Source organism: Amphritea atlantica, assembly GCA_024397875.1.
In the GTDB taxonomy this organism is placed as follows: Bacteria; Pseudomonadota; Gammaproteobacteria; order Pseudomonadales; family Balneatricaceae; genus Amphritea; species Amphritea atlantica_B.
The window spans coordinates 648783-672681 of record CP073344.1 but is presented as its reverse complement, the minus strand read 5'-3'; the positions used below and the strand labels follow the sequence as shown (position 1 = coordinate 672681).

Sequence of the window (23899 nt, the reverse complement as noted above, 5' to 3'; positions counted from 1 at the left end):
GTACAAGTCGGCGTAAAACACAACATCAGTCATCTACCACAACATCGTGGGGCACCCGCCCTGCGGGTACCGACCTGATCACTTTCAGACGCTGCGTATCAATCACCGCCAGATCATCACTCTTGCCATTGGTGACATAGAGCCGGCTCTCGTCATGGTTAAGGGTAATTCCCCAGGCCCGTTTGCCCACCAGAATATAATCGATCACTTTGTTAGCCGCTATATCAACCACCGCCACATGATTAGCCCCACCCAGTGTGATGTAGGCTCGTTGACCATCTTTGGTCATCACCATACCAACCGGAGAGATACTTTCCGCACGCACGCCTCGCAGAGAAAAAGTCAGCTCAGCGACGGGCTGATAAGACTCCGTATCCAGAATCGAAATGGTACCGCCCACCTCGTTACTGACCCAGAGCTGCTTCTGATCGGGGGTCAGCAGCATCCGTCGGGGGCGGTTGCCCACCACAATATTCTCAATCAGTTCACGACTCTCTACATCAATTACATGGACCATGTTAGCGACCTCAGAGGTCACGTAGACCCGGCGATTATCCGCAGAGACCAACACCCCTTCCGGTTCTTCACCCACTTCAATCTCGGCCACTTTCCTGTCATCTTCTAATGAGTAAACGGTGACCAGTCCATCATCTTCGTTAGAGGCATAGAGGTATTTCTCATCCGGTGACAGATCGAAGCGGTCAGGGTCTTCACCGATCTCAATACTCTTTTGGACTTTAAGCGTCGCCACATCGATCACATCGATCGCATCCGCATCACCACAGGCAACATAGAGCAGTGCGCCATCTTTACTCAGCTTCATCGCCCTTGGGCGTTCACTGGTTTTAATCGCCGTTACTTTATCCATACTTTTTGCTTCAAATACGGTGACCCGGTCATCTTTTTCACTGCTGACAAAAACATATCCACTTTTTGCCTGACTCTGATGTGCCACTAACAACAGCGATACCAGCGCCACCGATTTAAAGGTTTTAACAAGCATGTTCATGCACGACTCCAGCCGTTTTATTGAGATTGATCAGGTGTAAAAATGCGTCTGAAAGAGAGACTCCGCTATCCTCTCCAGCCAGTAATTTGTCGGGGGATGAGTCAGCCAGAATCTTACCTTTGTCGAGCACCACGACCCGATCAGCCTGCTGAATCTCTTCGACTATATGGGTGCTCCAAAGCACCGCCAGATCCCGCTCTTTACACAGGGAGATGACATGATTAACCAGCGACTTTCTGGATTCCGGATCCAACCCAACGGTGGCTTCATCCATCAATAACAGCCGGGGCCGGTGTAGCAGGCTGCGGATCAGCTCAACCTTGCGCCGGTTGCCGCCACTGAGACGGCGCACTGGCTGGTGTCGCACTGCACTCATATCAAAGCGCTCTAACTCACTGGCAATACGCTGTTCTGCCTCTGATCGGCTGAGCCCATGTAACAGGCAGTGAAATTTAAGGTTGCCCTGAACCGTCAGATCGAGGTCCAGGGTCGACTGCTGAAATACCACGCCGATAGAGGCAAGTGCCGCAATCGGATGACAGCGGATATCATGACCACACACTTGTATCTGGCCACTATCACTGTTGAACAGACCGGTTAACAGCTGAAACAGCGTCGTTTTGCCCGCACCATTTTGCCCCAGCAGCCCCACAAACTGTGATGACTGAATCGCCAGACTAATCTCATTCAGTGCTTTAACAGCCCCGTAGGTTTTACTGACATCGGTCAGCTCCAGTGCGGCTTCTGATTGCATTATTGTCCCCCGGCGACCGACTTCAGCCCAGGACCAGAGAGCGCCCCTTCTAACAAGCCGGAATACTCGCAAAGCAGATCGATTTTCCAGCGTTGTAGCCTGCTATCATCAGGCAAACGAGGGCGCGCTATATCAACCGGTTTATCCAGAATCACCATCCCCGGTGCTGAGGAGAGGAACAGAATCCGGTCCGCCAACTGAATCGCTTCATTCAGATCATGGGTGACAAAGATAACCGTCGGTTGCTGCTCCACCCATAACTCACTTAACAGTGAACGCAGGTTATCCGCATTGGGGGCGTCCAGTGATACAAAGGGCTCATCCAGCAGCAACAGATCCGGTTCGGTCAGAAAAGCCCGGGCGATACTGACTCTGCGCTGCATCCCGCCCGAGAGGTGTTTTGGATAGAGATCGGATTTTCCCGCCAGCCCAACCTTTGTCAGTATCGCCTCGATGTCAGACTCAGTGGTGTCAGGCTTCACCAGACGCAGGTTATCAGCCACCGTTAACCAGGACATCAATCTCGGCTGCTGGAATATATAGCCGATCTTACAGCCGGGCTTACCGGTCAGAGGCCTGCCATTAAACTTAATCTCGCCGGGTGCACAGTTTTGCAATGCCGCGATCATATTCAGCAGAGTCGTTTTACCCGCACCTGAAGGGCCAACCAGCGCGACAAACTCACCCGGCGATACGCTGAAGGACAGCGGTCCCAGCACTTTGTCCGGACTGTTGGCATAGAACTTACTCTGGAGGGCAATATCAAGACTGACCATGATATCCCCCCCGCGCGATGTAACGATCCAACGGACGCATAATCAGTCCCTCAATCACCAGTATGATGGCTGCAAACGCCAGGGTATAAGCCAGAATGCTGGAGATATCAAAAAACTGGAAATAGGTGCCCAACTGAAAACCTACCCCATCACTGCGACCCAATAGTTCAACCACTAACACTATTTTCCAGATCAGCGACAGACCCGAACGGGCTGATGCCATGATGAAGGGGTAAAGTTGGGGCAGGTATACTTTAAAGAAATAACGAAGTGGAGAGACTTGAAATACCTTCGCCACGTCCAGCAGATCCTGGTCAACTACCCGGGCACCTTCCCGCACCATCACCACAACGGTCGGGATTTTATTAATCGCCACCGCGGCAATGGCTGCCGCTTCCACCAGACCAAACCAGACATAACAGAGCATAATAGTGACTAAGGCCGGTACATTAAGGGCGATGACCAGAATAGAGTCGCCCGCCACGTTCAACCGGGGAAACGCTCCCATCATGATACCGATCATCACACCCAGCGCCATCGCAATGGCAAAACTAAGCAGCACCCGCACCATGGTCACCATCAGATGATGCAACATATCCCCCTCAAACAGGTGGGTGCGAAAACTGGCAAACACTTGCAGCACACTGGGCAAGCTGCTGTCATCCAATAGCATCGCTGCAAACTGCCATACGGAAAACAGTATTACCAGAGGCAGCGCCGCCAGCACCAGGCGTTGTATTCCGGGAACAATCACTTACTCCCTCCTGAATCGACCTGCACCACACCCTTGTCAGTGCCAGGCACCCAGAACAGAGATCTATCCAGTTTTACAGCGCCGCCGGTGAGCTTTTCGCCCCCCTCCCGAGCCATAATGGCGTAGAGCGTTTCCAGCGAATCCAACTCTTCAATACCAAACTGCAGCTGAACACCTGAGCGATAACCCGCTTTAAGCGCTGCAAAAATCTGGTCATTTTCAGCCCGGGTCAGCGGTCGAATACGCTGCCATTCCGCATCTGACGCCAACAGTATCTGTCTGGCTTCCCGGGACGCCCTTAAAAAGTTACCTAGCTGCTCGCTTTTATCCTCTATCAATGCCTCAGTGAAAACCCAGCCCAACAGTGGAATCTGATAGTTAACCCCCAGCCCACGGATCATCTCATCCACACTGATAATCGGTTTAAACCCTTTCGCTTGGAGCCTGGCACTGTAGTGCCAGAAATTAAGACTCAATGGCAGTTTTCCGTCATACATTAACTGATTCAACAGGGGTGGCGCGGCGAAAACAGGCTCGACAACCTCTAACAGATCTCTTCCCGTTGCCTGTTTACTATAGGCCTGCAACAGTAACCAGCTTTTATCAACCGAGCCACCAGCGACGCCCAGGCGTGTATCCTGAATATCGTTAAGGGATGAAACTGGACTATCCGGCTGGGCATAAAGTCCCCCGGTTGCCGCTGAGACCGGCGAGAAGCCAAACATCCTCTGATTAAGCCGCTGCCGGTTAACCCATACCCAGTCACTGTAGATAAGATCGACGGCATCGCTTTGCAGTGCAACCGAACTGGCGTTTTTGCCCGCAACAGGGGTCACTTCAAGGGAAAATTGGTATTTCTCATCAAGCTTATGATGGCGTATCACATCCATCTCCCAATTGACTGTACCGAACTGCAATACAGCAACACGCACGACGGGTAGTGATTCTGCAAAAGAGAGCGCGCAAGGCAGCAGTCCAACAGTGACAAGAGACAAGGTTACTACACCGGTTTTGCCTGCTTTAATCAGAGCACGTCTGATCCGCTCAATCTTAACCAGGATAAAACTTACTGAACAAAAAGCAGAAAATAGGATTTTCAAAACAGCACTCCCAGATATCAGATGACGGGCAGCTAACAACATTCACTCTCTCCTGAACCTTAGTTCATCAGCCACCCTATGAGATAAAAAAGCCCGGCATATTGTACAAAACACCCTGAAGGGGAAAGGGTAAATGAGGTATCGGATACAACATGCCGGACAAATAGCTTACGAAATTACAATGAATAAGCTGATATACATCTCACAACTAACACTCGTAATTACAGCAATAACAGTACCAAAATCATAAACTATTGATAACTGTACGAAATAACTAATTTTTATATAAAAATAATCATCAGACACTATCCTTGAGCAACAGACTGTCGCAAGTGTGTGCGACACAGAGTCTTAATAAAACCAATACGCTTTAGCGGAAGTTAATTATAAAAAAACAGAATTAACATTTAGTCATTCAGTATAAAAAAGCACAAAAACAGATCTCTGTTATAAAAATCCTGTTAATAAGTATATTTTATAGTTACGCCACACTATGAGTCACCGGATTGAAACAATCTGTTTCACATGCCACTCAACATTTTATAAACAACGTCAGGACAATGCTTATTAAAAGAATCACAATCAAATAACAACCCATTGATTAACATAAGAAATTAAACAAATAAACGTATCAACAATAACAAAATAAAACATAGATTGGCATACTCCCTGCTCTTATCCCACCGGGTCGATGTTAAATCAACTTTCACGCGTCTGTATTGATCAGAACAAAAAAGTGAAAACCCCGTTAATAAATCTAACTATAAATTCCGTTGGGGAGTAAATATATGAGTTTCAAAAATCCATCCAAAAAAAAACTGACAATGGTCAGCCCGGTTAAATCACTGAGCGCCATGATTATTCTGTCAGGAATAGCGACTACTGCATCAGCCGATATTCTGATCGGTGAAACCGATAGTACGAAACTATCTATGTATGGCCTGCTGGATGCGGGTATCCTCTATCAGGATAAAGTATCTGCTGACGGTGAAGAAAAGGTCGGCCTGGAATCCAGCGGCCTGACTCCCACCATTCTGGGTTTTAAAGGCTCCCGCTCGTTAGATAACGGCATGAATGCCTTTTTTAATCTTGAAGCTCATTTCGACCTGGATACGGGTATGTTTCATGGTAGCGGCGATGCGTCGACAGACAGCGATGATGGTAGCGGCACTCTACTCTTCCGCCGACAAGCCAATCTGGGCGTAAACGGAGATTGGGGTACCGTCATTATCGGCCGCCAATATGGCCCTGGTTTACTGGCTCATCTGGGTACAGAGCCCCGCGCGTTTAAGGAGCAGTTCTCTAATGTATTCGCCTGGGCCTATAGTCAGTATTTCTCAAGCATCAATGCCGCGACTACCACCGATGGCCGTAATGCCAATAATGATGTGGGCATCTTCTTCAAAAATGCCGTCCAGTACCGCAACAATATTAACGGTCTGGACTTTGGTGTCATGTACTCTTTCGGTGGTCAGGAAGGTTCTCAAAAAGAGGGAGATGTTATTGCCATCGGTGCGGCCTATAACACCGGCCCAGTAACGCTGTCCGGTTCTTATCAGAATATGCGAGACCAACAAACTGCTGAAGATATTATTACCAGCTGGGGAGTCGGAGCCGCCTATAACGCCGGGGATCTGAACTTTAAAACAAACTATTTAGCTACCGAAAACAATGATGCTAACGGCGTTCTGGTACTGGATCTGGAATCTGTCAGTGCGGGTGTCGACTGGCAGTGGAATGAGAAAAACAGCGCAACTCTCGCGTATTACATCAATAAGGATAAAGCGCCAAGCAAGAGTGTAGAAACTAAATCTCTGGTGTTGAGTAATGAATACACCATTGGTGAATCCACGACTGTTTACGCTCAGTTAGCCCATGTAGACGCAGATGATATGGGACTTATTTCACAGTACGCCACCTCAATCGTTGCCAGCCCTGCTCCTGCAGGCGAAACAACCACACTGATCAACGTCGGTTTTAACTTCGCGTTCTAACGCTCCTTAATCCTGCACGCCCCTCGGAAGTTTACTTCCCTGGGGCTTTTTCTTTTGCCGCACTAACAAATTAATCTGTGCATAACCTTCATCGCACCTTCGTCTCCTCTAACCTCGCCCCCCTAACACCACCTTATTCAACACTACCTTCTTCACCGCTACAACCGTCTGTAAATCTCCCGAGCCAGTAGTTCTTTACACAGAAGACACAACAGAGCAAGTAAAATGCCCGGCACTAGCGACCCGCTGGTGACTCAGTGAATAATGGATTGATTCAGGTTCGGTGATCGCAGCAACAGTGTTGGCTGTATCTATCTACAATACCCGATCACACGCAGGCAGCCTGACTCTGGTGATTAAGCCCGCTTTACGAAGCGCGTTGGTTTAAGCTTAGGAAGCAAAAAATATTGGCAAGTGAATGGCTAAAGCCGGACGGAAAAATAATGACAGCGTAACAGTGAAGACAACCACCGTGATAGATCGGTACTCAGTCTCTGTGTTGTATAAAAGCGGTTTCCCAGTCTAACCGGGTAACAGCCGTGGTTAATCTGCTCCGCTAAAACAAAAAAGGCACGCCCGAAAGCGTGCCAAAGAGTTACACCGAGTGAAACAGGTTGAAGCGGTCAGATCGCCTTTTTCTTCATTTGATCAGCGATGTAGTCGGCCTGACGAATCGCCAGAGCTACAATCGTCAGCGTCGGGTTCTCAGTACCACTGGTGGTAAACTGACTACCGTCAGAAACAAACAGGTTGTTGATATCATGCGCCTGCCCCCAACGGTTAACCACACCATCTCTGGCATGCTCACTCATCCGGTTGGTACCCATATTGTGACTGGCCGGATAAGGTGGCAGATTATTCACCTTCAGCGCACCCACCGCATCGAACAGCTCTTTAGAGCGATCATAGGCATGATTACGCATTCGGGTATCATTGATATGATCGGTTTTGTAAACAACCGGAACCGGCAGACCGTACTGATCTTTTTCAGTCGGATGCAGGGTGATGTTGTTAGATTCTACCGGCATGTCTTCACCACAGATCCAGAAGCCGGCCATTTTATCGTAGTTAGCCAATGAGTCCGCTAATTCGCGTCCCCAGCCCCCCTTACCCGGATTGAGGAAAGCAGACATAAATGGCAGACCCAGGTGCAGAATTTCCAGCTCATAACCGGCAACATGTCCGCGACCTGGATCGTTGTTTTTCCACTCATGCACAATACCGGGCACAACCGTACTCTTATACATATGCACAGGTTTTTCGAACTCAGCATAGACACCACCGGTGGTGTGGGTCATATAGTTCTGACCGACCTGACCCGAGGAGTTCGCCAGACCATCGGGGAACATTGATGAAGCAGAGTTCAACAACATACGAGGAGACTCGATAGAGTTACCCGCGACAGCAACCACCCGCGCTTTTTGCAGATGCTGATTACCATCTTTATCGGCATAGAGTACGCCGGTTACCTTACCGCTGTTATCATGCTCGATCCGCAGTACCATGGATTGCGGACGAACCTCAGTTTTACCAGTCGCCTCCGCTTTAGGAATCTCAGTGTACATGGTTGACCACTTAGCACCGATGCGGCAACCCTGCATACAGAACCCGTTTACCTGACAGGATGGACGGCCATCACGGGTTTCGGTATTAATCGCCAGAGTCGCCTGCTCGCATTTAGCACCGATACGGTTGGCACCCTCTTTGACCACTTTATAGTGGCTACTCTCACCATGGAAAGGCATACCGGTGGCTTTTGTTCCACAGACACCCATCTTCTTTTCAGCCTTTACGTAGTAAGGCTCCATCTCTTTCAGCGTCACCGGCCAGTCAAGCACATTGGCACCAGGCACAGTGCCGTTGGTGGTTTTCATCTTAAATTCATGTTCCTGAAAACGCATCGCCACGCCAGCCCAGTGCATCGTCGCACCACCAACACCTTTTACAATCCACGCGGGCAGGTTCGGAAAGTCTTCTGCAATCCGGGCAGGGCCAACGACATACCGCTTATCCAGCCAGGAAATTTTTCCGAACATTTTCCATTCATCATTTTCGATATCATCCAGTTTGAAGCGTTTACCCGCCTCCAAAACAACGGATCGGATACCCTTTTGCGCCAGTTCATTTGCCAATGTACCGCCACCCGCACCGGAACCAATGATTACCACCAGGCTGTCATCATTTAAATCAAATTTAGTAGACATCGTTATTCCTCTCTTCAGATCCAGTCAATATCGTTATAACCACGGTTGATATAGCCGCCTTTTTCCCAGGCAGAGCCACCATAGCCAAAGCGAGGCCACAGATCGGGGTTGTTATAGATGCCCATCATCAATGCACCTTTAATATTCTGAAAGAAAGGATCAGACTCAATATGCTTCAACACTGAAGCACGATCTTTTTCTGACTTAATGTCGATATAGTTCATACCGAACTTCTGTGAAGCAATTTGATCCAGCGACTTAACACCTGCAGAAAGTTCTGATAATTTTTTATCATCAGTTGCTGCGGCATCAATCATCGGCGATAAAACCTGAGTGTAATATTTATCCTCTAATGTATCGTGTGGATAAATATCCCGGGCCATTTTCAAAAGCGAAACGTTTGCCTTCTCGCCAATTTTTTTAGCGGCATATGAATCAGGTGAAAACAGGCCTCCGCCAATAACAACGGCGGATGCGGCTACTGCATATGAACCGGTTTTGGACAGGAAGCGTCTGCGATTCATACAGACCTCATCTGCTTTGCCCTTAGTGGCGCTAACAGATGGTGATAATTCCTTCTTATTTTTATTCATAATAATCTCCAGGATTAACACTATTTTTTTAATCTGAATAATGAACAGATTAAAGAATTAAAACTCCACACTCAAATACACTAAATATAACGTTCTATATAGTTATTAAGATAAGAATCAAAACCCGCGAGTGATTTCAAAACAAAATGATCACCGGACTGATTCATCAACTTAGCTAATGAAGTATGCTTACCTTCAATAATAAATGGATTCAACTGACACTTTTCATAAAATGCATTCGAGATATTCCACATAACCGGCAGATCGCCATCACATAAAATAACCGCATGCATTAATAGCGCCATATCCCGGCCATCCGTACTGGCCACAGGGCTGATAATTTTTTTCCAACGCTGTGCGGTGCCTGCTATTTTCCGGCCATCAATCACAACATTAAAATCACCATCGCAGAATGCACCATCAATTGCAGAACACTCTCCTTTAATGCCGTTCTCAGCAAGCCAGCCTAAAATTGCATTACAGATAACCAGATAGCTATCCCGGATACTCATCTGGCCTTTTTTGCACTTGATCACCAGAGACAGGTTAATGAAGCCATCATTCTGAGGGGTTAACTCGCCACCCGTACTTCGCACAACCACCGGCCAGCCCTGTTCAGCACAATAGTCACTGGCCTGCTGAAAGTTACTCCGGTTGGTAGCACTCTTAGGCACGACCAGCGCCTGTTTACTCCGCCACAAAGCATAACCACATTGCACCTGCCCCGTCAGCACCTGATCAAACAGGTGCTGTTCAAGCTCAAGACCTTCTGTGATATCAACAGGGGTATTGCGCTTTATCTTAGCGATTTGGCGGCGCCCGTTGATTGCCAGGCTATTCACTTTCAATCTCCCGACACAGGTCGGTCAGAAAATCGGCAGCCGGGCCACCGTCGACACCGCGATGATCGAATGTCAGGGACAATCCCATCATCCGTTTAGTCACCAACTGACCATCCTCAATAGCCACTTCATTGTAGGTTTCACCAATACCCAAAATAGCCAGTTGGGGAAGGTTGATAAGAGGCGTAAAAAACCTGACCCGGCTGCGACCGATATTGGTCAGGGTAAACGTACCGCCCTTCATCTCAGGCACCGTCAACTGACCATCTTTTGCCCGGTTAAGCAGCTCGCGACGGGCATTCGCTCGCTCCTGAATATCTTTCTGTTCAGCTGAAAACAGCGCTGGAGCCATCAGTTTTCCACCGGGTAATCCGATGGCGTAACACAGATCGATATTGCGATAGATAGAGATCTCGTTGTTTTCAATACGTCCGTTTAGCACCGGATGCTTACCCAGGACGTTCACCACATAATCGGCAAGCAGATCCTCAACCGAGATGTTAATCCCCTGCTCTGCCATTTTTTCTTTGCGGCGCCACATATTATCGACGCAACAGACCGCATGGTGAGTCAGCTGTGCAGCCTCATCAAGGCTGCGTCTCATATTGTTGGCAATCATGCCTCTCAAGCCCTTGAGAGGCGTTACCCTGATTGTGTCTGAGGCTGTCATCTGTATCTCCCGATCAACTACCAATGGTGGCAACTTTCTGGCCTTTTTCGACAATTTCATCCACATCGTTGATGATCTTTAAGACTCCGGAAGCGGTCGCTTCAAGTTCATACTGAATCTTCTCAACCATCAGTTCTGCGATTACATCACCCTCTGCAACCTCACCACCATCACTGGCCAGCCAGGATGTGATAACGCCCTCAGAGTCCTCTTCCCACATATCCACGGGTACAATTACGTCAGTTGTCATTTTTAGTCTTCCTTCATTTTGTTAAAAGCTGCGATAATTTTTTCCGGGCTTGGTAGCGCCCATTGTTCCATAGGACGGGCAAACGGAATTGGAATATCCGGGTATGCCACTCGCTGAGGCGCCGCTTTCAAGGGAACTCCGGCCTCGACCACACTGGCAATAATCTCAGCTGTCATCCCATAGCTGTGATAATCCTCATCCACGACAATCAGGCGGCCGGTCTTCTTAACTGATTCAATCACTGTGTCACGGTCCAGCGGTGCCAGTGAACGCAGATCAACGACTTCGGCACTTACACCCTGTTCTTCAAGAATCCGTGCGGCTTTCAAACCGAAGTGCACCCCGGAGGTGATACCCACGATAGTCACATCGGTACCCGGACGGGTGACAACCGCTTTGCCCAGCTCAACCTCATAGGCGGCTTCAGGCACATGCACAATCGCCTCTTTTTCAGTACCCAGCCAGCCCATCCCCTGAAGCGCCTTATGGAACATAAACACCACCGGGTTAGGATCACGAATCGCCGCAATCATCATCCCCTTGGCATCGTACGCATTGGATGGCGCAACCACTTTCATACCGGGCAGATGGGCAAAGGTGGCATGGACACACTGAGAGTGCTGACCACCATCGGAGTAACCACCACCGGTTGAGGTCATCAGCACCATTGGCACGGTGACGTTACCGCCTGAGAAATAGGTATTCTTCGCCATCATGTTATAGATCGCATCGAAGCAAACACCGAAGAAATCGACAAACATCAGCTCGACAACCGGTTTCATACCATCCGAAGCAGCGCCCACTGCGGCACCGATAAATGCGGTTTCTGAGATCGGCGTATCGCGGACACGCTCACTACCAAACTCTTCATGCAAGCCCCGGGTATTACCAAATACGCCGCCCAGCTCGCCAATGTCTTCGCCCATAACAAACACTTTGTCATCAGTGCGCATCTCCTGAGCAATCGCTTCAGCCATCGCCCGGGCGATCGTCAACTTGCGTTCTTTTTCTTTTACTTGAGTCATTTTTATATCTCCTGGATCCTGACCTGATTTCGCCTTACCGATTAGACAAAGACTTTTTCCATCGCCTCTTCAGGCGCGGCATATTCACTGTCACGGGCAAACTGAATTGCTTCGTCAACCTTTGCATGCGCCTCTGCGATAAATGCAGCATCTGCGGCATCAGTCAGAATACCCTCGGCCATCAGGCGTTGTTTCATAACAGGAATGGGGTCTATCTTCTGAAGGGCCTCTTTTTCACCCGCCGGGCGATAGGTTTCACCATCACCCATAAAGTGACCGGCAAGCCGTGAGGTTTCTATTTCAATCAGGGTTGGTCCCTGACCCTTGCGGGCACGGGCGATCGCTTCTCCCACCACATCAAAGATGGCGACCGGATCGTTGCCCTCAATAAACTCTCCCGGCATACCATAGGAAACGGCACGGTCAGAGTTCCGCTCAATTGCAGTACTGGCACGCTTGGAAACAGAGATCCCCCAGGAGTTATCCTCAATAACGAAGATCACCGGCAGATTCCAGACACCCGCCATGTTCAGCGCTTCGTGAAACGCTCCCTGATTGGCGGCGCCTTCCCCCAGATAAGCCACTGCGACACCACTCTTCTTCTGCATTACCCGGGACAAAGCGGCACCAACCGCAGGGCCGACACTCTGACCGATGATCCCTGAACAGGAGAAGTTAACGTTGGCATCAAAGATGTGCATATGCCCGCCACGACCCCCACTGAGGCCGGTCTTCTTACCGAAAATCTCCGCAGCCATCGCTTTAAGATCAACCCCTTTAGCGATAGCAACATGATGAGGACGGTGAGTAGAGGTCACTACATCTTCTGCGGTCAGATGGGCACAAACCCCTACGGCACAAGGCTCCTGACCATTAGAAAGATGCATCTCACCGGGGATTGGGCCATTAGCCATATTGAATGCCGGCGTTTTACCTTCCATATATATCTTTTCAATCGCTTCCTCAAAGAAGCGACTAATAAGCATGTGCCTGTACATCCATACCTGTTGTTCCTGGCTCGGTTTCATATCATGCTCCAAAATATCAGTTGTTATTTTTTCTATACCACTGAAAAAGCAAACCCTATGCCACAAACATAAGAGATTGATTTAAATACGTTTTTTATAAATTAATTCTTTTCCAACCGAGAATTGCTCCGCTTTTTAAATCAGGGTGACGCACCCCATGCGACACTCTGTTCCACCCCCCGGAAAAAATGGAGGTACGACACAACAGACGGATCGTTTTTCAGACCGATAACAGGTGGAAATCGCTATAACAGCAACAGGGGAAGATAGAGGGTCGGAGCAGCGGTTTAATGATGGCCACAGTGCCAAATGAAAGGTAATAAAAAGCCCGGCTCATCTGAGCCGGGCTTTTTAAGCGAACTTTTTAACCAAATTTGTTAATCGAGTTCATTAATCAGCCTTGGTTATAAACGCTGTTCTCTGAAAACAGGGGCATCATTACTGCTTTTGTGCCAAAGCCAGCTGTTCTGCCATCTGAGATTTCAGCTCAGCCACCTGCTGTTTGAACGCGCTGCGTTTTTTCCTGGCGATCGTCTGCACCACGGGAATCGGTGCGGTCATCGCATTCACCGGACGGCCATTGACATGCAGTTCATAATGCAGATGAGCGCCGGTAGATCGACCTGAGTTACCGGAAGCGGCGATCTTCTGCCCACGGGACACCTTCTGGCCTTTGCGAACATAGGCTTTACTCAGGTGCAGATAGCGGGTTTTATATTTCCGATTGTGCTGAATTTCAATATACAGCCCGGCATAACGATGCTTGATCACCCGGGAAACCACACCATCCCCCGCCGCCAGCACCGGCGTACCAATACGCACCGAAAAGTCTGTGCCGTTATGAGGGCGAATCAGGCCGGTGACCGGATGTTTACGCTTGGGGTTAAAACTGGAGGAAATGCGGTAACGCTTCGTCAATGGAATTCGCTGAAACGCTTTTTCCAGACTCTCACCGTCGGCATCGAAATAGTTATCGTCAAACAGAAAAGCCGACTGTTTACGAATAGCGCCATCGTAAACGAAGCCCTCGATAACACTGTTACCGGTGTACTCGCCGTTTACATACTGCCGGGAAACGGCTAGCTGAAACCGATCCCCTGCGCGCAGATGGCTTCTGAAGTTCATCCGTTCTTTCAACAGACTGGTCACCTGGTAAGCTTCAGCGATTCTCACGCCTATCCTTTGCATTGAACGGGGCAGATCCCCCTGCACCTCACCCGCGAAGATTTCCCGACGGTAGCCCCCCTTTTCGATAAACTCCCTGAACTCGAAATCGCCTTTTTCTCTGCGATCAAAAACCACCTTGTAGGTCAGCCCTGAACGGAAGATAAACTGTTTCAGATCACCCTCAGTATCGAGGTTAAACCCCAACTGATGGCCCGGCTGAATAGTATCCAGCGCTAACACGTTAAGATCCGCTTCCATCAGCTTATAGAGGGTTGTCTGTGAGAGATGCAAAAGATCAAAAATGGTACTCAGGGTATCGCCTTTTTGCACCACATAGCTGATCTCCGGGTCCGGATCGCTGAGCGGATCGGTACTCGTTTCAGAAAGCTCATCGGCAGCACCGGAATCACTTTCCTCAAGATCGAGCGCGAGGTTACTGCGAAACTGCCCCGGTGCTACCGGCACCGCAGAGGAGTTATCCGCGACCATCAGGGAAACGATCAGAATAAGCGAAGCACAGCCAAGCACAATACGATGCGGGGTTGGCAGATGACTCAGCAAAGTCATGGCTGTACTAAAAGACGACTTCAGTCGTGAAGTAAGATTCCCGGTTTTCAAACGTTGCCACTCTGCCTGATACTGTTCAACTTTAATCTTTGCTCCCATAGCTGATGCTGTGACCACCATCCGGGACGATTGTTCAGTGAATTATGCCTGAAGTGGGATGGAATTTCCTGTCAAAGCACCCCGGGGAAACCTTTGTATGCGACAAAAGATCCCCCCACTACGACAGCCTCCGCCAATAGTGGTGTATAAAAATGGCTGTTAGCCAATCTTTTTCAGCTCTGTTTTATACAACGCCGCTTTATCGATATAGGTTTGTGTATTGGCATAAAGACCGGCACGGGCCTCATCAGGCAGGGTTTTCACAACCTTTGCCGGTACACCGAGGATCAGCGAGTTGTCCGCAAATATTGCCCCCTCGGTTACCAGCGCACCCGCGCCTACCAGACAGTTTTTCCCGATAACGGCACCGTTGAGAATAACCGCCTGAATACCGATAAGAGAACCCTCTCCAACCGTGCAGCCGTGCAGCATCGCCTGATGGCCGATGGTAACGTGATCGGCAACGGTCAGAGGAAAACCCGGGTCCGTGTGCAGCACTGCGCCATCCTGAACGTTACTGCCGACACCAATAGTGATCGGTTCACTGTCACCCCGCAGTACCGCTTGCGGCCATACAGAAGCGTTTTCCTTCAGAATGACGTCACCAATCAGTGTCGCCTCTTCTGCAATAAAACAGCTGTCATCAATGAGCGGTGTTTTACTCCCCAGCGCGTAAACGGCCATATCAGACTCCTTGGTAATCATTGTTAATAAAACAGGCTATGCATTCACCGCGTCAGACTTCACTGACCGGTGCCGGCACTCTTTATACTGTCCGCCAGTATGACAAAGTACGGAGAGAGCCTGCAATAAAACTAAATCTCCCCGCATCCATCCTGCTGATCCGGCTATTGATTGGCAATGATAATTTCCACCATATTGCTCTGTTGCCGTGCCAGCCGGACGGTCATATTGTTCAGCTGCAGGGTTTCCTCTGCCTGATCTGCGGCCTCGGTGGCAGCATTGCTGATCATATGGATCTGTTTATTAACCTCCTGTGTCGCGGTGTTTTGCTGTTCGCTGGCGCTGGCAATCTGAATGGTCATACTGTTGATCGATTCGACTGCGCCAATAATCGATGTCAGGTTAGCGCCCGCTTCCTCAATCCGGGTGACCGTCGTATCAGCCAGCGACTGCACCTCCTTCATGGTTTCCGACGTGCCACTGGTCGCCTCCTGCAGCTCCTGGATAATGGTGCTGATTTCACTGGTGGATACCCGGGTGCGTTGCGCCAACGAGCGGACTTCATCGGCGACCACCGCAAAACCGCGGCCATTTTCACCGGCTCGGGCGGCTTCAATAGCGGCATTCAACGCCAGCAGGTTGGTCTTGTCGGCAATATCGTGAATCACATCAACCACTTTATCGATCTGAGTACTGCGTTGCTCAAGACCCTTGAGGTTTTCACCTATCCGGTCGATGGCCTGATCCAGAGACCTGATTGCAGCGACCGCATTAACGACAATATTATTACCCTGGCGGGCATTCTGTTGTGCCTGCTCTGACTGATCCCGGGCTTTTACCGTGTTATTCGCAACATCACTTGTGGTGGCCGTCATCTGTTCAACAGCAGCGGCAATTTGCACCAGCGCAGCCTGTTGCGACTGGATATTGCCAAAGGTTGAAGCCATCACCCGGGCCGAGCTTTGCGAACTTTTTTCCACCTCACCCGAGGCATTCTGGATACGCCTAAGGATCGCGTCCAGCTGGGATAGCAGCATGCACTGCACCAACTCCAACTGGCCAATATCATCTGCAGTACCGGTATAGATCAGCTGTTTAATCGGGTGACTGACAATCTGACGGCTGCTATTCACAAGCTTTTTGAACCGATGGGTCAGCCATTTACAGCCCAGGATGGCCAACAGAGCACTGGCACTCGCGGCCACTACCGAAGCGGCTGAAAGTGAATGCCACAGCATCCAGCCCACGCTGGGCACAAGACTGATCAGCATGACAAGGCAGAGACGGTTATCCAGATCGGGTTGCTTGCGACTCAGGGCCTTAGGCATTTTCCCCAACCGGCGCTGCTCATACACATCTGCGGCACGGGCAACGGTCTCTGCTGTGGGCTTACGGTAGATACACTGATATTCAGTGATCTCACCGTCCTCGATCGTTGGAATGATGTAGGTATCGAACCAGAGATCCTGATTGCTACGACTGCGGTTGAGGATCATCCCCATCCACGGCATGCCCTCCTGTATGGTTTCCCACAACTGCTTAAACGGGCCGGCAGGCATCTGTGGGTGGCGCAGTATATTAATATTCTGTCCTGTCAGTTCGGTCCTTGAATAACCAGTCACCCGGCACAGGTCATCACTGACATAACTGATAACCGCTTTCGGATCGGTAATCAGTACCAGTACATCATTCTGCTGAAACTCGTTGCTTCTGTTGCTGCTATTCATTGAAATCCCATCACTGTCATCATTATTTTTATACATCAGCCGGACTTAAGAAGCAGAAAACGGGCCAGCCATGAAAAAAAGCTGTCCAATACACAAACCTGAGCTAAAAAACCCGTGGCACGGCATTTGCGCCAAGCCAAACACAACTGAGTATTATCACTGCTGCCAACCGCTTTGATGATTTGCTCAATATGGGGCTGATCAAAACGTTAACTTAATGATTTAATGAAACTTTCCATGACTGCACGCTGACTCAGTGACACCCGGTTGACGGGGATGCATAACTATCTGTCAGCGCCGGAGCCAGAACAGGGAGGCAGAACAGCAACACCAACGGTTTTCGGTTCCGCGAAATGGGTTAACAGAGGCGGTTATCTGCTCTCTGGGAATTGCTTGCCGCCGCCTTATGCAGCATGATCTTATGCCTGTTGCTATCCGCTTATATCAACGCCAGCCAGCGCTATTTTCTGCTACAATGCGCCGCTGATAGCCTATTAACGGAGAGCCTTACGTTGACCCAGTTTCGTCCCTGTATCGACCTGCACCAGGGTCAGGTAAAACAGATTGTGGGGGGCAGCCTGAATGATCAGGGTGCCCAAACCAATTTTGTCAGTCAGTATGATGCTGAGTATTACGCCAGTCTCTACCGTCAACACAACCTGACCGGCGGCCACGTCATCGCTCTGGGGCCTGGCAATAAAGAACAGGCACTCAAAGCCCTGGCGGCCTGGCCCGACGGTCTACAGTTTGGTGGCGGTGTCAATAACACCAATGCTGCCGAATTTCTTCAGGCCGGTGCGTCCCATGTGATTGTCACCTCCTACCTGTTCGATGGCGGACAGTTCAGCTGGGATAAACTGGCAAAAATCAAAACGGAAACCGGTGCTGACCGCCTGATTCTCGACCTGAGTTGTCGCCGTACCGGGAGCGGCTGGAACATCGCTACCGACCGCTGGCAAACGGTGACCGAAATGCAGGTGAATGCTGCAACACTGGCAGAGCTGAGCCAGCATTGTGCTGAGTTCCTGATCCATGCAGCGGATGTCGAAGGTCTGCAATCCGGTATCGATGAAGAACTGGTTAAGCTGCTGGGTGAAGCCTGCCCGATACCGGTAACCTATGCCGGCGGAGCCCGCTCGCTGGATGATCTCAAGCTGGTTGATCGTTTATCAGGTGGCAAGGTTGATCTCACGATCGGCAGTGCCCTGGATATCTTCGGTGGCAGCGGTGTCACTCTGGAGCAATGCATTGCGTGGAATAATCGCTAGGGCGCTTTTACTGATACTGCTGATCTCAGTTGGCGGTTGCAGCGACCGGGCAGAACTGCGTTACATTCCCCCGGAAGGCGTGATTCTGGCGTTTGGCGACAGCCTCACTCGGGGCGTTGGCAGTTCTGCCGGCGGCGATTACCCCAGCCAACTGCAGCAACTCATCGGGCGTCAGGTGATCAATGCGGGTATTTCCGGGGAACTCAGCGCCGACGGTTTACAACGTTTACCCGCTCTACTCAGCCAATACCAGCCCGACCTGTTGGTGCTCCTCGAAGGCGGCAACGATATTCTGCGGAACCAGGATAGAAACCAGCTAAAGCAGAACCTTGCCCAAATGATAGCGCTGGCCCGGCAGCATAATACGGATGTTATTCTGGTGGCGGTACCGGAGAAAAAACTGTTCTCGGACAGCGCTCCTTTATACCAGGAGTTAGCGGATGAGCATCAGGTTGTTATCGAATCTGAGATCATTGCCAGCCTGCTACACAACAGTCAGTACAAGTCTGATCCGGTGCACTTCAATAACCGGGGATATAACGCCTTAGCGCAACGCATCAAATCCCTGCTGCACGACTATAACGCTTTATAATTGATGGAATTTCCGTCATTCATGGGGCTTATCCTGTGATCTATATCGATTAAGCGCCTGACCCGATATATTGGCTTAACCAGCCAATAGACAGGTCATCGGGCTTAATTGATAACGACACTCGTGTTCTGTAAGACAATAAAAATGTATGGTTCCCCTCATGATTGCAACACAGATTTGTGATCATGAGGTGGTTTTGCGCTAATGTATTCGGAGTCTTTAATTAGGAATGTTTCATTCCTGCTCCACGATGAGCATCCGCGCCAGATAGCCCTTAAAAAACCGACAGCTTATAACAGCTGTTTTTTGTGACAGGTTTACTACCCGGACGGTCAACCCTTTTCATCATCACGCTCTGTTATTGCAAACCTGATTAAACCTGCTGTGACTGGTAAGGCTCATTCTTGCTTAAAACAGCATACGCTATTCGTGACAGCTTGTTTGCCAGAGCAATACAGACCGTATTAAATGATTTACTTGCTCTCAGCTTTCTTAGCCAGTCATACATCGGCCCCCGATAGTTATCCAATCGTGATAGGATCGCTCTGGCTCCGTGCACTAATAAGCATCTAAGGCGTTTATTTCCACGCTTACTAATACCTAATAACTTCGACCTCCCTCCTGTCGAATATTGCCGCGGCACCAACCCTAACCAAGCAGCCATTTCTCGACCGCTTTTAAACTGATGAGCATTGCCCACTTCTGCTGCTAATTGGCTTGCAGTCATATCACCAATACCAGGAACGGTTTTTAGTAGCTGGCAACGACTGCTTTGCTTAACCTGCCTAACGATTTTTATATCTTGTTCGGCTATTTGCTCATTTAAGTAGCGGTAGTGATCATGCATCACTTGAAGCTCACCTATGATGGCTGGGCATAGTGTAACTTTTTGTGTGCTTAGCCATGAAAACAGCTTTTTCATCGCTGAGTGACCACGTGGAAGGGATAAACCGAATTCCAATAACAGCGCGCCAATACGTGACATACAAGCTGTGCGCTCCGCTACGAAGCCTTCACGTACTCGATGTACGACTACCTGACTTTGTGCGTCAACTGACTTCACTGCGACAAACCGCATATCCGGACGACCTGCCGCCTCAGTAATCGCTTGCGCATCAATGAAGTCGTTTTTATTACCTTTAACAAAAGGTTTAACATATTGAGGCGGGATTAATCGGACGTCGTGACCATAACTCATGCAGAGACGGCCTAACCAGTGCGCGCCACCGCATGCTTCAAACGCAATAATGCATGGCGGTAGTTGTGCTATAAAAGTAATGAGCTGATGACGAGAGAGTTTCTTTTTGCAGACTTGCTTATCGTGAGAATCACGACCAATTAAATGAAAAGAAGACTTGCCTAAATCGATTCCAAGGACTTTGATAGACATGAGATGGTTCTCCTTGTTGGTTTCGTCGCCTTTCCAGCATAGCTGGTTAAAAGCGAGGGGAACCATCTCATTAAGCCGCATTACGCGGCTTTTGATCCCCTTCAAAACCTGTTCAGGAAAATCACGCGACCCGGCGGCCCAGCATCCGTTGCAAGGTACCATCCCGGGTGAGTAGATGATGTTTCACAGAAGCCACGACATGCAGTGCTATCGCTGCAATCATCACATTTCCGCCCAGACCATGCATACTTTCGCCCATGACTTCGAGTAACTCATTTTCATCGCCGCCGGCGATCAGTTCGACGCCAAACAGGGCAACCGGATGACCACCCCCCATCGACATCAGAATACCGGAAAGTGGCATCAGCAAGGTGCCTGCCAGCAAGATAAGATGTACAAGCGTGGTCACCTTTTCCTGCCATGCTGCCACTGGAGACAAACGCTCAGGCATGCGGTTGCGGATACGCCAGATCAGACGATAGAGCGCAACAACTAACACCAGCACACCGACAGACTTATGCAGGCCGATCAGCTCAAATTTTTCAGCCCCCCGCGGCAGGTCCTCAACATACATACCCAATATCAGACTGCCGATGACTGCAAGCGCAATAATCCAATGTAACGCCACGGTTGTTTTGGTGAATTGAGAGCGACTATCCATGATGATCTCCGTGATAAATTTTGATGCGAGTACTTTAAATTGTATTAATTAAAAAATTAACCGCTGCAGACGTAAAGAAAGGTAAAGTTCTGATCTGTAGGCATAAAAGAGGCAACGATTTATACAGTCATCAACAATTGTTAAGGTTATTTTCAGCATTAATGCTTAGACTGAAGAAAATCTATCCGCAGATCTCAGGGAGAATACAGTATGCGCAAAGTAACACTCGGGAAAGCAGGTATCGCCCTGCTCTCCTTAACGATCACAGCAACCGCTTTTGCAGGCTTCGGTGATCTGCTGAAGAAGGTTGAAGAGAGCGGCAAACAGCTGATCGAACAGGAAAGCAGTACCTCATCCACCACTGACAGCGCAGCGAATAGCAATCTTGATTACGACACCGTGATTGCCGGACTCAAAGAAGCGCTGGAGGTCGGCAGCCGTCAGGCGATTGAAACGGTTAGTCAGAAAGATGGATACTTCAGTAACGCTCAGATAAAAATCCCGCTGCCGGATCAGCTGCAACAGGCCAGCGGTCTGCTGAGAAAGTTTGGCCTGGGGTCTCAGGTTGATCAGTTTGAGCTGAGTATGAACCGTGCTGCCGAACAGGCTGCCCCCGAAGCCACTGAGATTCTGGTAAGTGCGATTAAGGATATGAGCATTGACGATGCCCGTACCATTCTCAATGGTTCCGATAACGCGGCCACAGAATATTTTCGCGAAAAAACCTCAACCCACCTGACTGAGTTGTTCCGTCCCTCGGTGAAAACCTCGATGGATCAGGTTGGCGTGACAAAGTACTATGGAGAGCTGACTCAGGAAGCAGCTCAAGTCCCTATGGTCGGAGATCTGGCACAGAACTATAATCTCGAAGATTATGTCACCCAGGGAGCATTGGACGGTCTGTTCACGATGCTGGCAGCGGAAGAGAAAAAGATCCGTGAAAACCCTGTTGCACGTACCACCGATCTGCTGAAACAAGTATTCAACTTTTAAGGAAAAACCATGCTTAAGAAATATCTGCTCTCGCTTTTACTGAGTGTAACGCTGTTCAGTCCGGCGTTTGCCGACGAAGTTAAACCGGTTGTGGTAATGACCACCAGCGCCGGTGTTATAGAGCTTGAACTGATGCCGGAACAGGCCCCGCTGACCGTGGCAAACTTTCTGCGCTATGTTGAAAACGGCTTTTTCACCGATACAATTTTCCACCGGGTAATCGACAATTTTATGATCCAGGGCGGTGGTTTTACTGTTGATCTGGAACGCAAAGATACCCTGCCAGCGGTGCGTAACGAATCCATCAACGGACTGCCGAATATGCGCGGCACCATCGCCATGGCGCGCACCAATGATCCGGACAGTGCAACATCACAGTTCTTTATCAATCTGAAAAACAACGATTTTCTGAATGCTAATGGCTCACGCCCGGGCTACGCTGTATTTGGTAAAGTGGTCAACGGTATGGATGTAATCACCCAGATAGGCCATGTGCAGACCGGTCGTCAGGGACCTTACAAAGATGTACCGGTTGAACCGATTGTGATTCAGAGTGTTGTGTTGAAATAAAAGACGTAGTCCGAGGTCCGAACATCACAAAAAGCGTGACTTGTCCGATGTCTGTAAAAACTGATTATCGCTTTTTCGGACCTCGGACAAGCAAAGCGTTCGAACCTCAGACCTCCGCTCTTACCGCCTTTCCACCGCCACATAGGCCCCGCTGAGGGTCATGGCAACCGTATCCCCCTGGCGGATCTCCACATTAAGATTGAGCCGGCCACGGCCTTTACTGTCCATGAAGGTCATAAAGGTATCCAGTTCAGCCTGCTCAGGTAGCCGGGTTATCGCGGTAAAATCGCCGGTGACGGGTGACACGTATTTCAACTGGCTGTCGCGGATCATCACATCGCAGTCACGCCCCTGCTCCCGCAGATAGAGGGTCACCATCGCCCAGCCACACAGGGTCGCGAGAGTCGCCAGTGAACCACCAAAGCCGGTGCCTTTATCATTGACGTTTGGCGCCAGGGCGGCTGACAGCGTCAGAGATGCGCCATCGTAGGCCGGTTTTCCCAACCCCATATGACTGATCAGCGGAATCTGGCCTTTAAGCCAGTCCAGAAACTGTTCGGATGTTTGCTGATAATTGCTCATCATCTGACCTCTGTCGCCTGAACCGTGGATGCAACCCGGGAATCAGCCCCAGTCGCTGACAAATGCGCTGATATCGACCTCAGGCGGGGTGCGTTTACGCATCGGCGTACCCACATAGAGGAAGCCAACAATCTCTTCGCCGGCCTGCAGTCCCAAGCCAGCCATCACCGTGGTGTTATAGGCAAACTCACCGGTGCGCCAGATCGCCCCCAACCCCTGAGCATGAGCCGCCAGCAGCATATTCTGTACCGCACAACCGGCAGCGATTACCTGTTCAGAGTGTGGTACCTTCGGATGCTCCCGGGTCGCTGCGATAGCAACGATAATCAGCGGCGCCCGTAACGGCATATTGCAGTATTTGCTCTGCTGCTCCGGAGACAGCGTCTGCCCCTCGCCAGCCGCCTGCAGAAACAGCTCGCCTAAGCGGTTGCGCGCCGTCCCCTGAACATTGAGAAACCGCCAGGGCTGAATGGCCCCATGATCAGGCGCCCGTAGCGCGGCGCGATACATATTCTCCAGTTGCTCTGCAGTGGGTGCCGGTCCTTCCAGAGCAGGCATTGATACCCGCTGGTGAAGATTTTCCAGTGCGTCCATTTTCAC

General features: G+C 49.9%; 24 protein-coding genes. 5 read left to right on the top strand and 19 right to left on the bottom strand.

What is annotated here, in order from left to right:
* Positions 1–25: 25 nt before the first annotated feature.
* Genes KDX31_03045 through KDX31_03025 form a run of 5 tightly spaced genes read right to left on the bottom strand, consistent with a single transcriptional unit; the run spans position 26 to position 4288 of the window.
* The gene (locus tag KDX31_03045; protein UTW05283.1) at positions 26–1003 is read right to left on the bottom strand and encodes a PQQ-dependent catabolism-associated beta-propeller protein; all 978 of its coding nucleotides are present in this window, start codon (positions 1001–1003) and stop codon (positions 26–28) included.
* Positions 993–1763: an ATP-binding cassette domain-containing protein gene (locus KDX31_03040; protein ID UTW04011.1), complete on the bottom strand. Its 771-nt coding sequence runs from the start codon at positions 1761–1763 to the stop codon at positions 993–995. The genes KDX31_03045 and KDX31_03040 overlap by 11 nt, the downstream gene beginning before the upstream one ends.
* Positions 1763–2539 (bottom strand): ABC transporter ATP-binding protein, encoded by a 777-nt coding sequence (locus KDX31_03035; GenBank protein UTW04010.1) that lies wholly within the window; start codon positions 2537–2539, stop codon positions 1763–1765. The genes KDX31_03040 and KDX31_03035 overlap by 1 nt, the downstream gene beginning before the upstream one ends.
* Positions 2526–3293: an ABC transporter permease subunit gene (locus KDX31_03030; protein ID UTW04009.1), complete on the bottom strand. Its 768-nt coding sequence runs from the start codon at positions 3291–3293 to the stop codon at positions 2526–2528. The genes KDX31_03035 and KDX31_03030 overlap by 14 nt, the downstream gene beginning before the upstream one ends.
* Positions 3290–4288 carry an ABC transporter substrate-binding protein gene (locus tag KDX31_03025; protein UTW04008.1) on the bottom strand — a complete coding sequence of 333 codons (999 nt, stop codon included), beginning with the start codon at positions 4286–4288 and terminating at the stop codon, positions 3290–3292. Before KDX31_03025 ends, KDX31_03030 begins: the two co-directional genes overlap by 4 nt.
* 893 nt (positions 4289–5181) lie before the next feature.
* Between KDX31_03025 and KDX31_03020 the strand changes: the two genes are divergently transcribed.
* Entirely contained in the window at positions 5182–6387 is a 1206-nt protein-coding gene (locus tag KDX31_03020; protein ID UTW04007.1) for a porin, read from the top strand.
* Between the two features lie 623 nt (positions 6388–7010).
* On the opposite strand, the gene KDX31_03015 is transcribed toward KDX31_03020, so the two are convergent.
* The 10 genes from KDX31_03015 to KDX31_02970 form a co-directional block, all read right to left on the bottom strand.
* Complete coding sequence (locus KDX31_03015) at positions 7011–8591, bottom strand: GMC family oxidoreductase (protein UTW04006.1); 1581 nt, start codon at positions 8589–8591, stop codon at positions 7011–7013.
* A gap of 14 nt (positions 8592–8605) precedes the next feature.
* Positions 8606–9184, bottom strand: coding sequence for a gluconate 2-dehydrogenase subunit 3 family protein (locus KDX31_03010; protein UTW04005.1), 579 nt, complete (start codon positions 9182–9184; stop codon positions 8606–8608).
* A gap of 80 nt (positions 9185–9264) precedes the next feature.
* Positions 9265–10026, bottom strand: a complete 762-nt coding sequence (locus KDX31_03005; GenBank protein UTW04004.1) for a lipoate--protein ligase family protein — start codon at positions 10024–10026, stop codon at positions 9265–9267.
* Positions 10019–10702 (bottom strand): 2-oxo acid dehydrogenase subunit E2, encoded by a 684-nt coding sequence (locus tag KDX31_03000; protein UTW05282.1) that lies wholly within the window; start codon positions 10700–10702, stop codon positions 10019–10021. Before KDX31_03000 ends, KDX31_03005 begins: the two co-directional genes overlap by 8 nt.
* A gap of 7 nt (positions 10703–10709) precedes the next feature.
* Entirely contained in the window at positions 10710–10946 is a 237-nt protein-coding gene (locus KDX31_02995; GenBank protein ID UTW04003.1) for a lipoyl domain-containing protein, read from the bottom strand.
* A gap of 2 nt (positions 10947–10948) precedes the next feature.
* Positions 10949–11971, bottom strand: coding sequence for an alpha-ketoacid dehydrogenase subunit beta (locus KDX31_02990; protein ID UTW04002.1), 1023 nt, complete (start codon positions 11969–11971; stop codon positions 10949–10951).
* A gap of 41 nt (positions 11972–12012) precedes the next feature.
* Positions 12013–12999 carry a thiamine pyrophosphate-dependent dehydrogenase E1 component subunit alpha gene (locus KDX31_02985; protein ID UTW04001.1) on the bottom strand — a complete coding sequence of 329 codons (987 nt, stop codon included), beginning with the start codon at positions 12997–12999 and terminating at the stop codon, positions 12013–12015.
* Between the two features lie 438 nt (positions 13000–13437).
* Positions 13438–14655, bottom strand: coding sequence for a peptidoglycan DD-metalloendopeptidase family protein (locus KDX31_02980; GenBank protein UTW05281.1), 1218 nt, complete (start codon positions 14653–14655; stop codon positions 13438–13440).
* Between the two features lie 336 nt (positions 14656–14991).
* A complete protein-coding gene (locus tag KDX31_02975; GenBank protein ID UTW04000.1) occupies positions 14992–15516 on the bottom strand; it encodes a gamma carbonic anhydrase family protein in 525 nt (174 codons plus the stop codon).
* A 164-nt stretch (positions 15517–15680) separates the two neighbouring features.
* A complete protein-coding gene (locus tag KDX31_02970) occupies positions 15681–17243 on the bottom strand; it encodes a PAS domain-containing protein (GenBank protein UTW03999.1) in 1563 nt (520 codons plus the stop codon).
* Positions 17244–17755: 512 nt separating this feature from the next.
* Between KDX31_02970 and hisA the strand changes: the two genes are divergently transcribed.
* Together hisA and KDX31_02960 are read left to right on the top strand one after the other, a co-directional pair.
* Positions 17756–18511 (top strand): phosphoribosylformimino-5-aminoimidazole carboxamide ribotide isomerase, encoded by a 756-nt coding sequence (hisA, locus tag KDX31_02965; GenBank protein ID UTW03998.1) that lies wholly within the window; start codon positions 17756–17758, stop codon positions 18509–18511.
* Positions 18492–19103 carry an arylesterase gene (locus tag KDX31_02960; GenBank protein ID UTW03997.1) on the top strand — a complete coding sequence of 204 codons (612 nt, stop codon included), beginning with the start codon at positions 18492–18494 and terminating at the stop codon, positions 19101–19103. The genes hisA and KDX31_02960 overlap by 20 nt, the downstream gene beginning before the upstream one ends.
* A 373-nt stretch (positions 19104–19476) precedes the next feature.
* On the opposite strand, the gene KDX31_02955 is transcribed toward KDX31_02960, so the two are convergent.
* Together KDX31_02955 and KDX31_02950 are read right to left on the bottom strand one after the other, a co-directional pair.
* On the bottom strand, positions 19477–20493 hold the full coding sequence (locus KDX31_02955; protein ID UTW03996.1) for an IS110 family transposase: 1017 nt from the start codon (positions 20491–20493) through the stop codon (positions 19477–19479).
* 121 nt (positions 20494–20614) lie between these two features.
* Positions 20615–21154, bottom strand: a complete 540-nt coding sequence (locus KDX31_02950; GenBank protein UTW03995.1) for a cytochrome b — start codon at positions 21152–21154, stop codon at positions 20615–20617.
* A 210-nt stretch (positions 21155–21364) separates the two neighbouring features.
* On the opposite strand from KDX31_02950, the gene KDX31_02945 reads away from it, so the two are divergent.
* Together KDX31_02945 and KDX31_02940 are read left to right on the top strand one after the other, a co-directional pair.
* Entirely contained in the window at positions 21365–22147 is a 783-nt protein-coding gene (locus KDX31_02945) for a DUF4197 domain-containing protein (GenBank protein ID UTW03994.1), read from the top strand.
* A 9-nt stretch (positions 22148–22156) separates the two neighbouring features.
* Entirely contained in the window at positions 22157–22717 is a 561-nt protein-coding gene (locus KDX31_02940) for a peptidyl-prolyl cis-trans isomerase (protein ID UTW03993.1), read from the top strand.
* A gap of 120 nt (positions 22718–22837) precedes the next feature.
* On the opposite strand, the gene KDX31_02935 is transcribed toward KDX31_02940, so the two are convergent.
* Both KDX31_02935 and KDX31_02930 read right to left on the bottom strand, forming a co-directional pair.
* Positions 22838–23299 (bottom strand): thioesterase domain-containing protein, encoded by a 462-nt coding sequence (locus KDX31_02935; protein ID UTW05280.1) that lies wholly within the window; start codon positions 23297–23299, stop codon positions 22838–22840.
* A gap of 42 nt (positions 23300–23341) precedes the next feature.
* Positions 23342–23893: a nitroreductase family protein gene (locus tag KDX31_02930; GenBank protein ID UTW03992.1), complete on the bottom strand. Its 552-nt coding sequence runs from the start codon at positions 23891–23893 to the stop codon at positions 23342–23344.
* Between the last annotated feature and the right edge of the window lie 6 nt (positions 23894–23899).

Bases quoted from the DNA above. Each gene is read 5' to 3' on its own strand.
- KDX31_03045 (UTW05283.1), bottom strand. From the start codon at position 1,003: ATGCTTGTTAAAACCTTTAAATCGGTGGCGCTGGTATCGCTGTTGTTA.
- KDX31_03040 (UTW04011.1), bottom strand. From the start codon at position 1,763: ATGCAATCAGAAGCCGCACTGGAGCTGACCGATGTCAGTAAAACCTAC.
- KDX31_03035 (UTW04010.1), bottom strand. From the start codon at position 2,539: ATGGTCAGTCTTGATATTGCCCTCCAGAGTAAGTTCTATGCCAACAGT.
- KDX31_03020 (UTW04007.1), top strand. From the start codon at position 5,182: ATGAGTTTCAAAAATCCATCCAAAAAAAAACTGACAATGGTCAGCCCG.
- KDX31_03015 (UTW04006.1), bottom strand. From the start codon at position 8,591: ATGTCTACTAAATTTGATTTAAATGATGACAGCCTGGTGGTAATCATT.
- KDX31_03010 (UTW04005.1), bottom strand. From the start codon at position 9,184: ATGAATAAAAATAAGAAGGAATTATCACCATCTGTTAGCGCCACTAAG.
- KDX31_02995 (UTW04003.1), bottom strand. From the start codon at position 10,946: ATGACAACTGACGTAATTGTACCCGTGGATATGTGGGAAGAGGACTCT.
- KDX31_02990 (UTW04002.1), bottom strand. From the start codon at position 11,971: ATGACTCAAGTAAAAGAAAAAGAACGCAAGTTGACGATCGCCCGGGCG.
- KDX31_02985 (UTW04001.1), bottom strand. From the start codon at position 12,999: ATGAAACCGAGCCAGGAACAACAGGTATGGATGTACAGGCACATGCTT.
- KDX31_02980 (UTW05281.1), bottom strand. From the start codon at position 14,655: ATGGTCGCGGATAACTCCTCTGCGGTGCCGGTAGCACCGGGGCAGTTT.
- KDX31_02975 (UTW04000.1), bottom strand. From the start codon at position 15,516: ATGGCCGTTTACGCGCTGGGGAGTAAAACACCGCTCATTGATGACAGC.
- KDX31_02970 (UTW03999.1), bottom strand. From the start codon at position 17,243: ATGAATAGCAGCAACAGAAGCAACGAGTTTCAGCAGAATGATGTACTG.
- KDX31_02955 (UTW03996.1), bottom strand. From the start codon at position 20,493: ATGTCTATCAAAGTCCTTGGAATCGATTTAGGCAAGTCTTCTTTTCAT.
- KDX31_02950 (UTW03995.1), bottom strand. From the start codon at position 21,154: ATGGATAGTCGCTCTCAATTCACCAAAACAACCGTGGCGTTACATTGG.
- KDX31_02945 (UTW03994.1), top strand. From the start codon at position 21,365: ATGCGCAAAGTAACACTCGGGAAAGCAGGTATCGCCCTGCTCTCCTTA.
- KDX31_02940 (UTW03993.1), top strand. From the start codon at position 22,157: ATGCTTAAGAAATATCTGCTCTCGCTTTTACTGAGTGTAACGCTGTTC.
- KDX31_02935 (UTW05280.1), bottom strand. From the start codon at position 23,299: ATGAGCAATTATCAGCAAACATCCGAACAGTTTCTGGACTGGCTTAAA.
- KDX31_02930 (UTW03992.1), bottom strand. From the start codon at position 23,893: ATGGACGCACTGGAAAATCTTCACCAGCGGGTATCAATGCCTGCTCTG.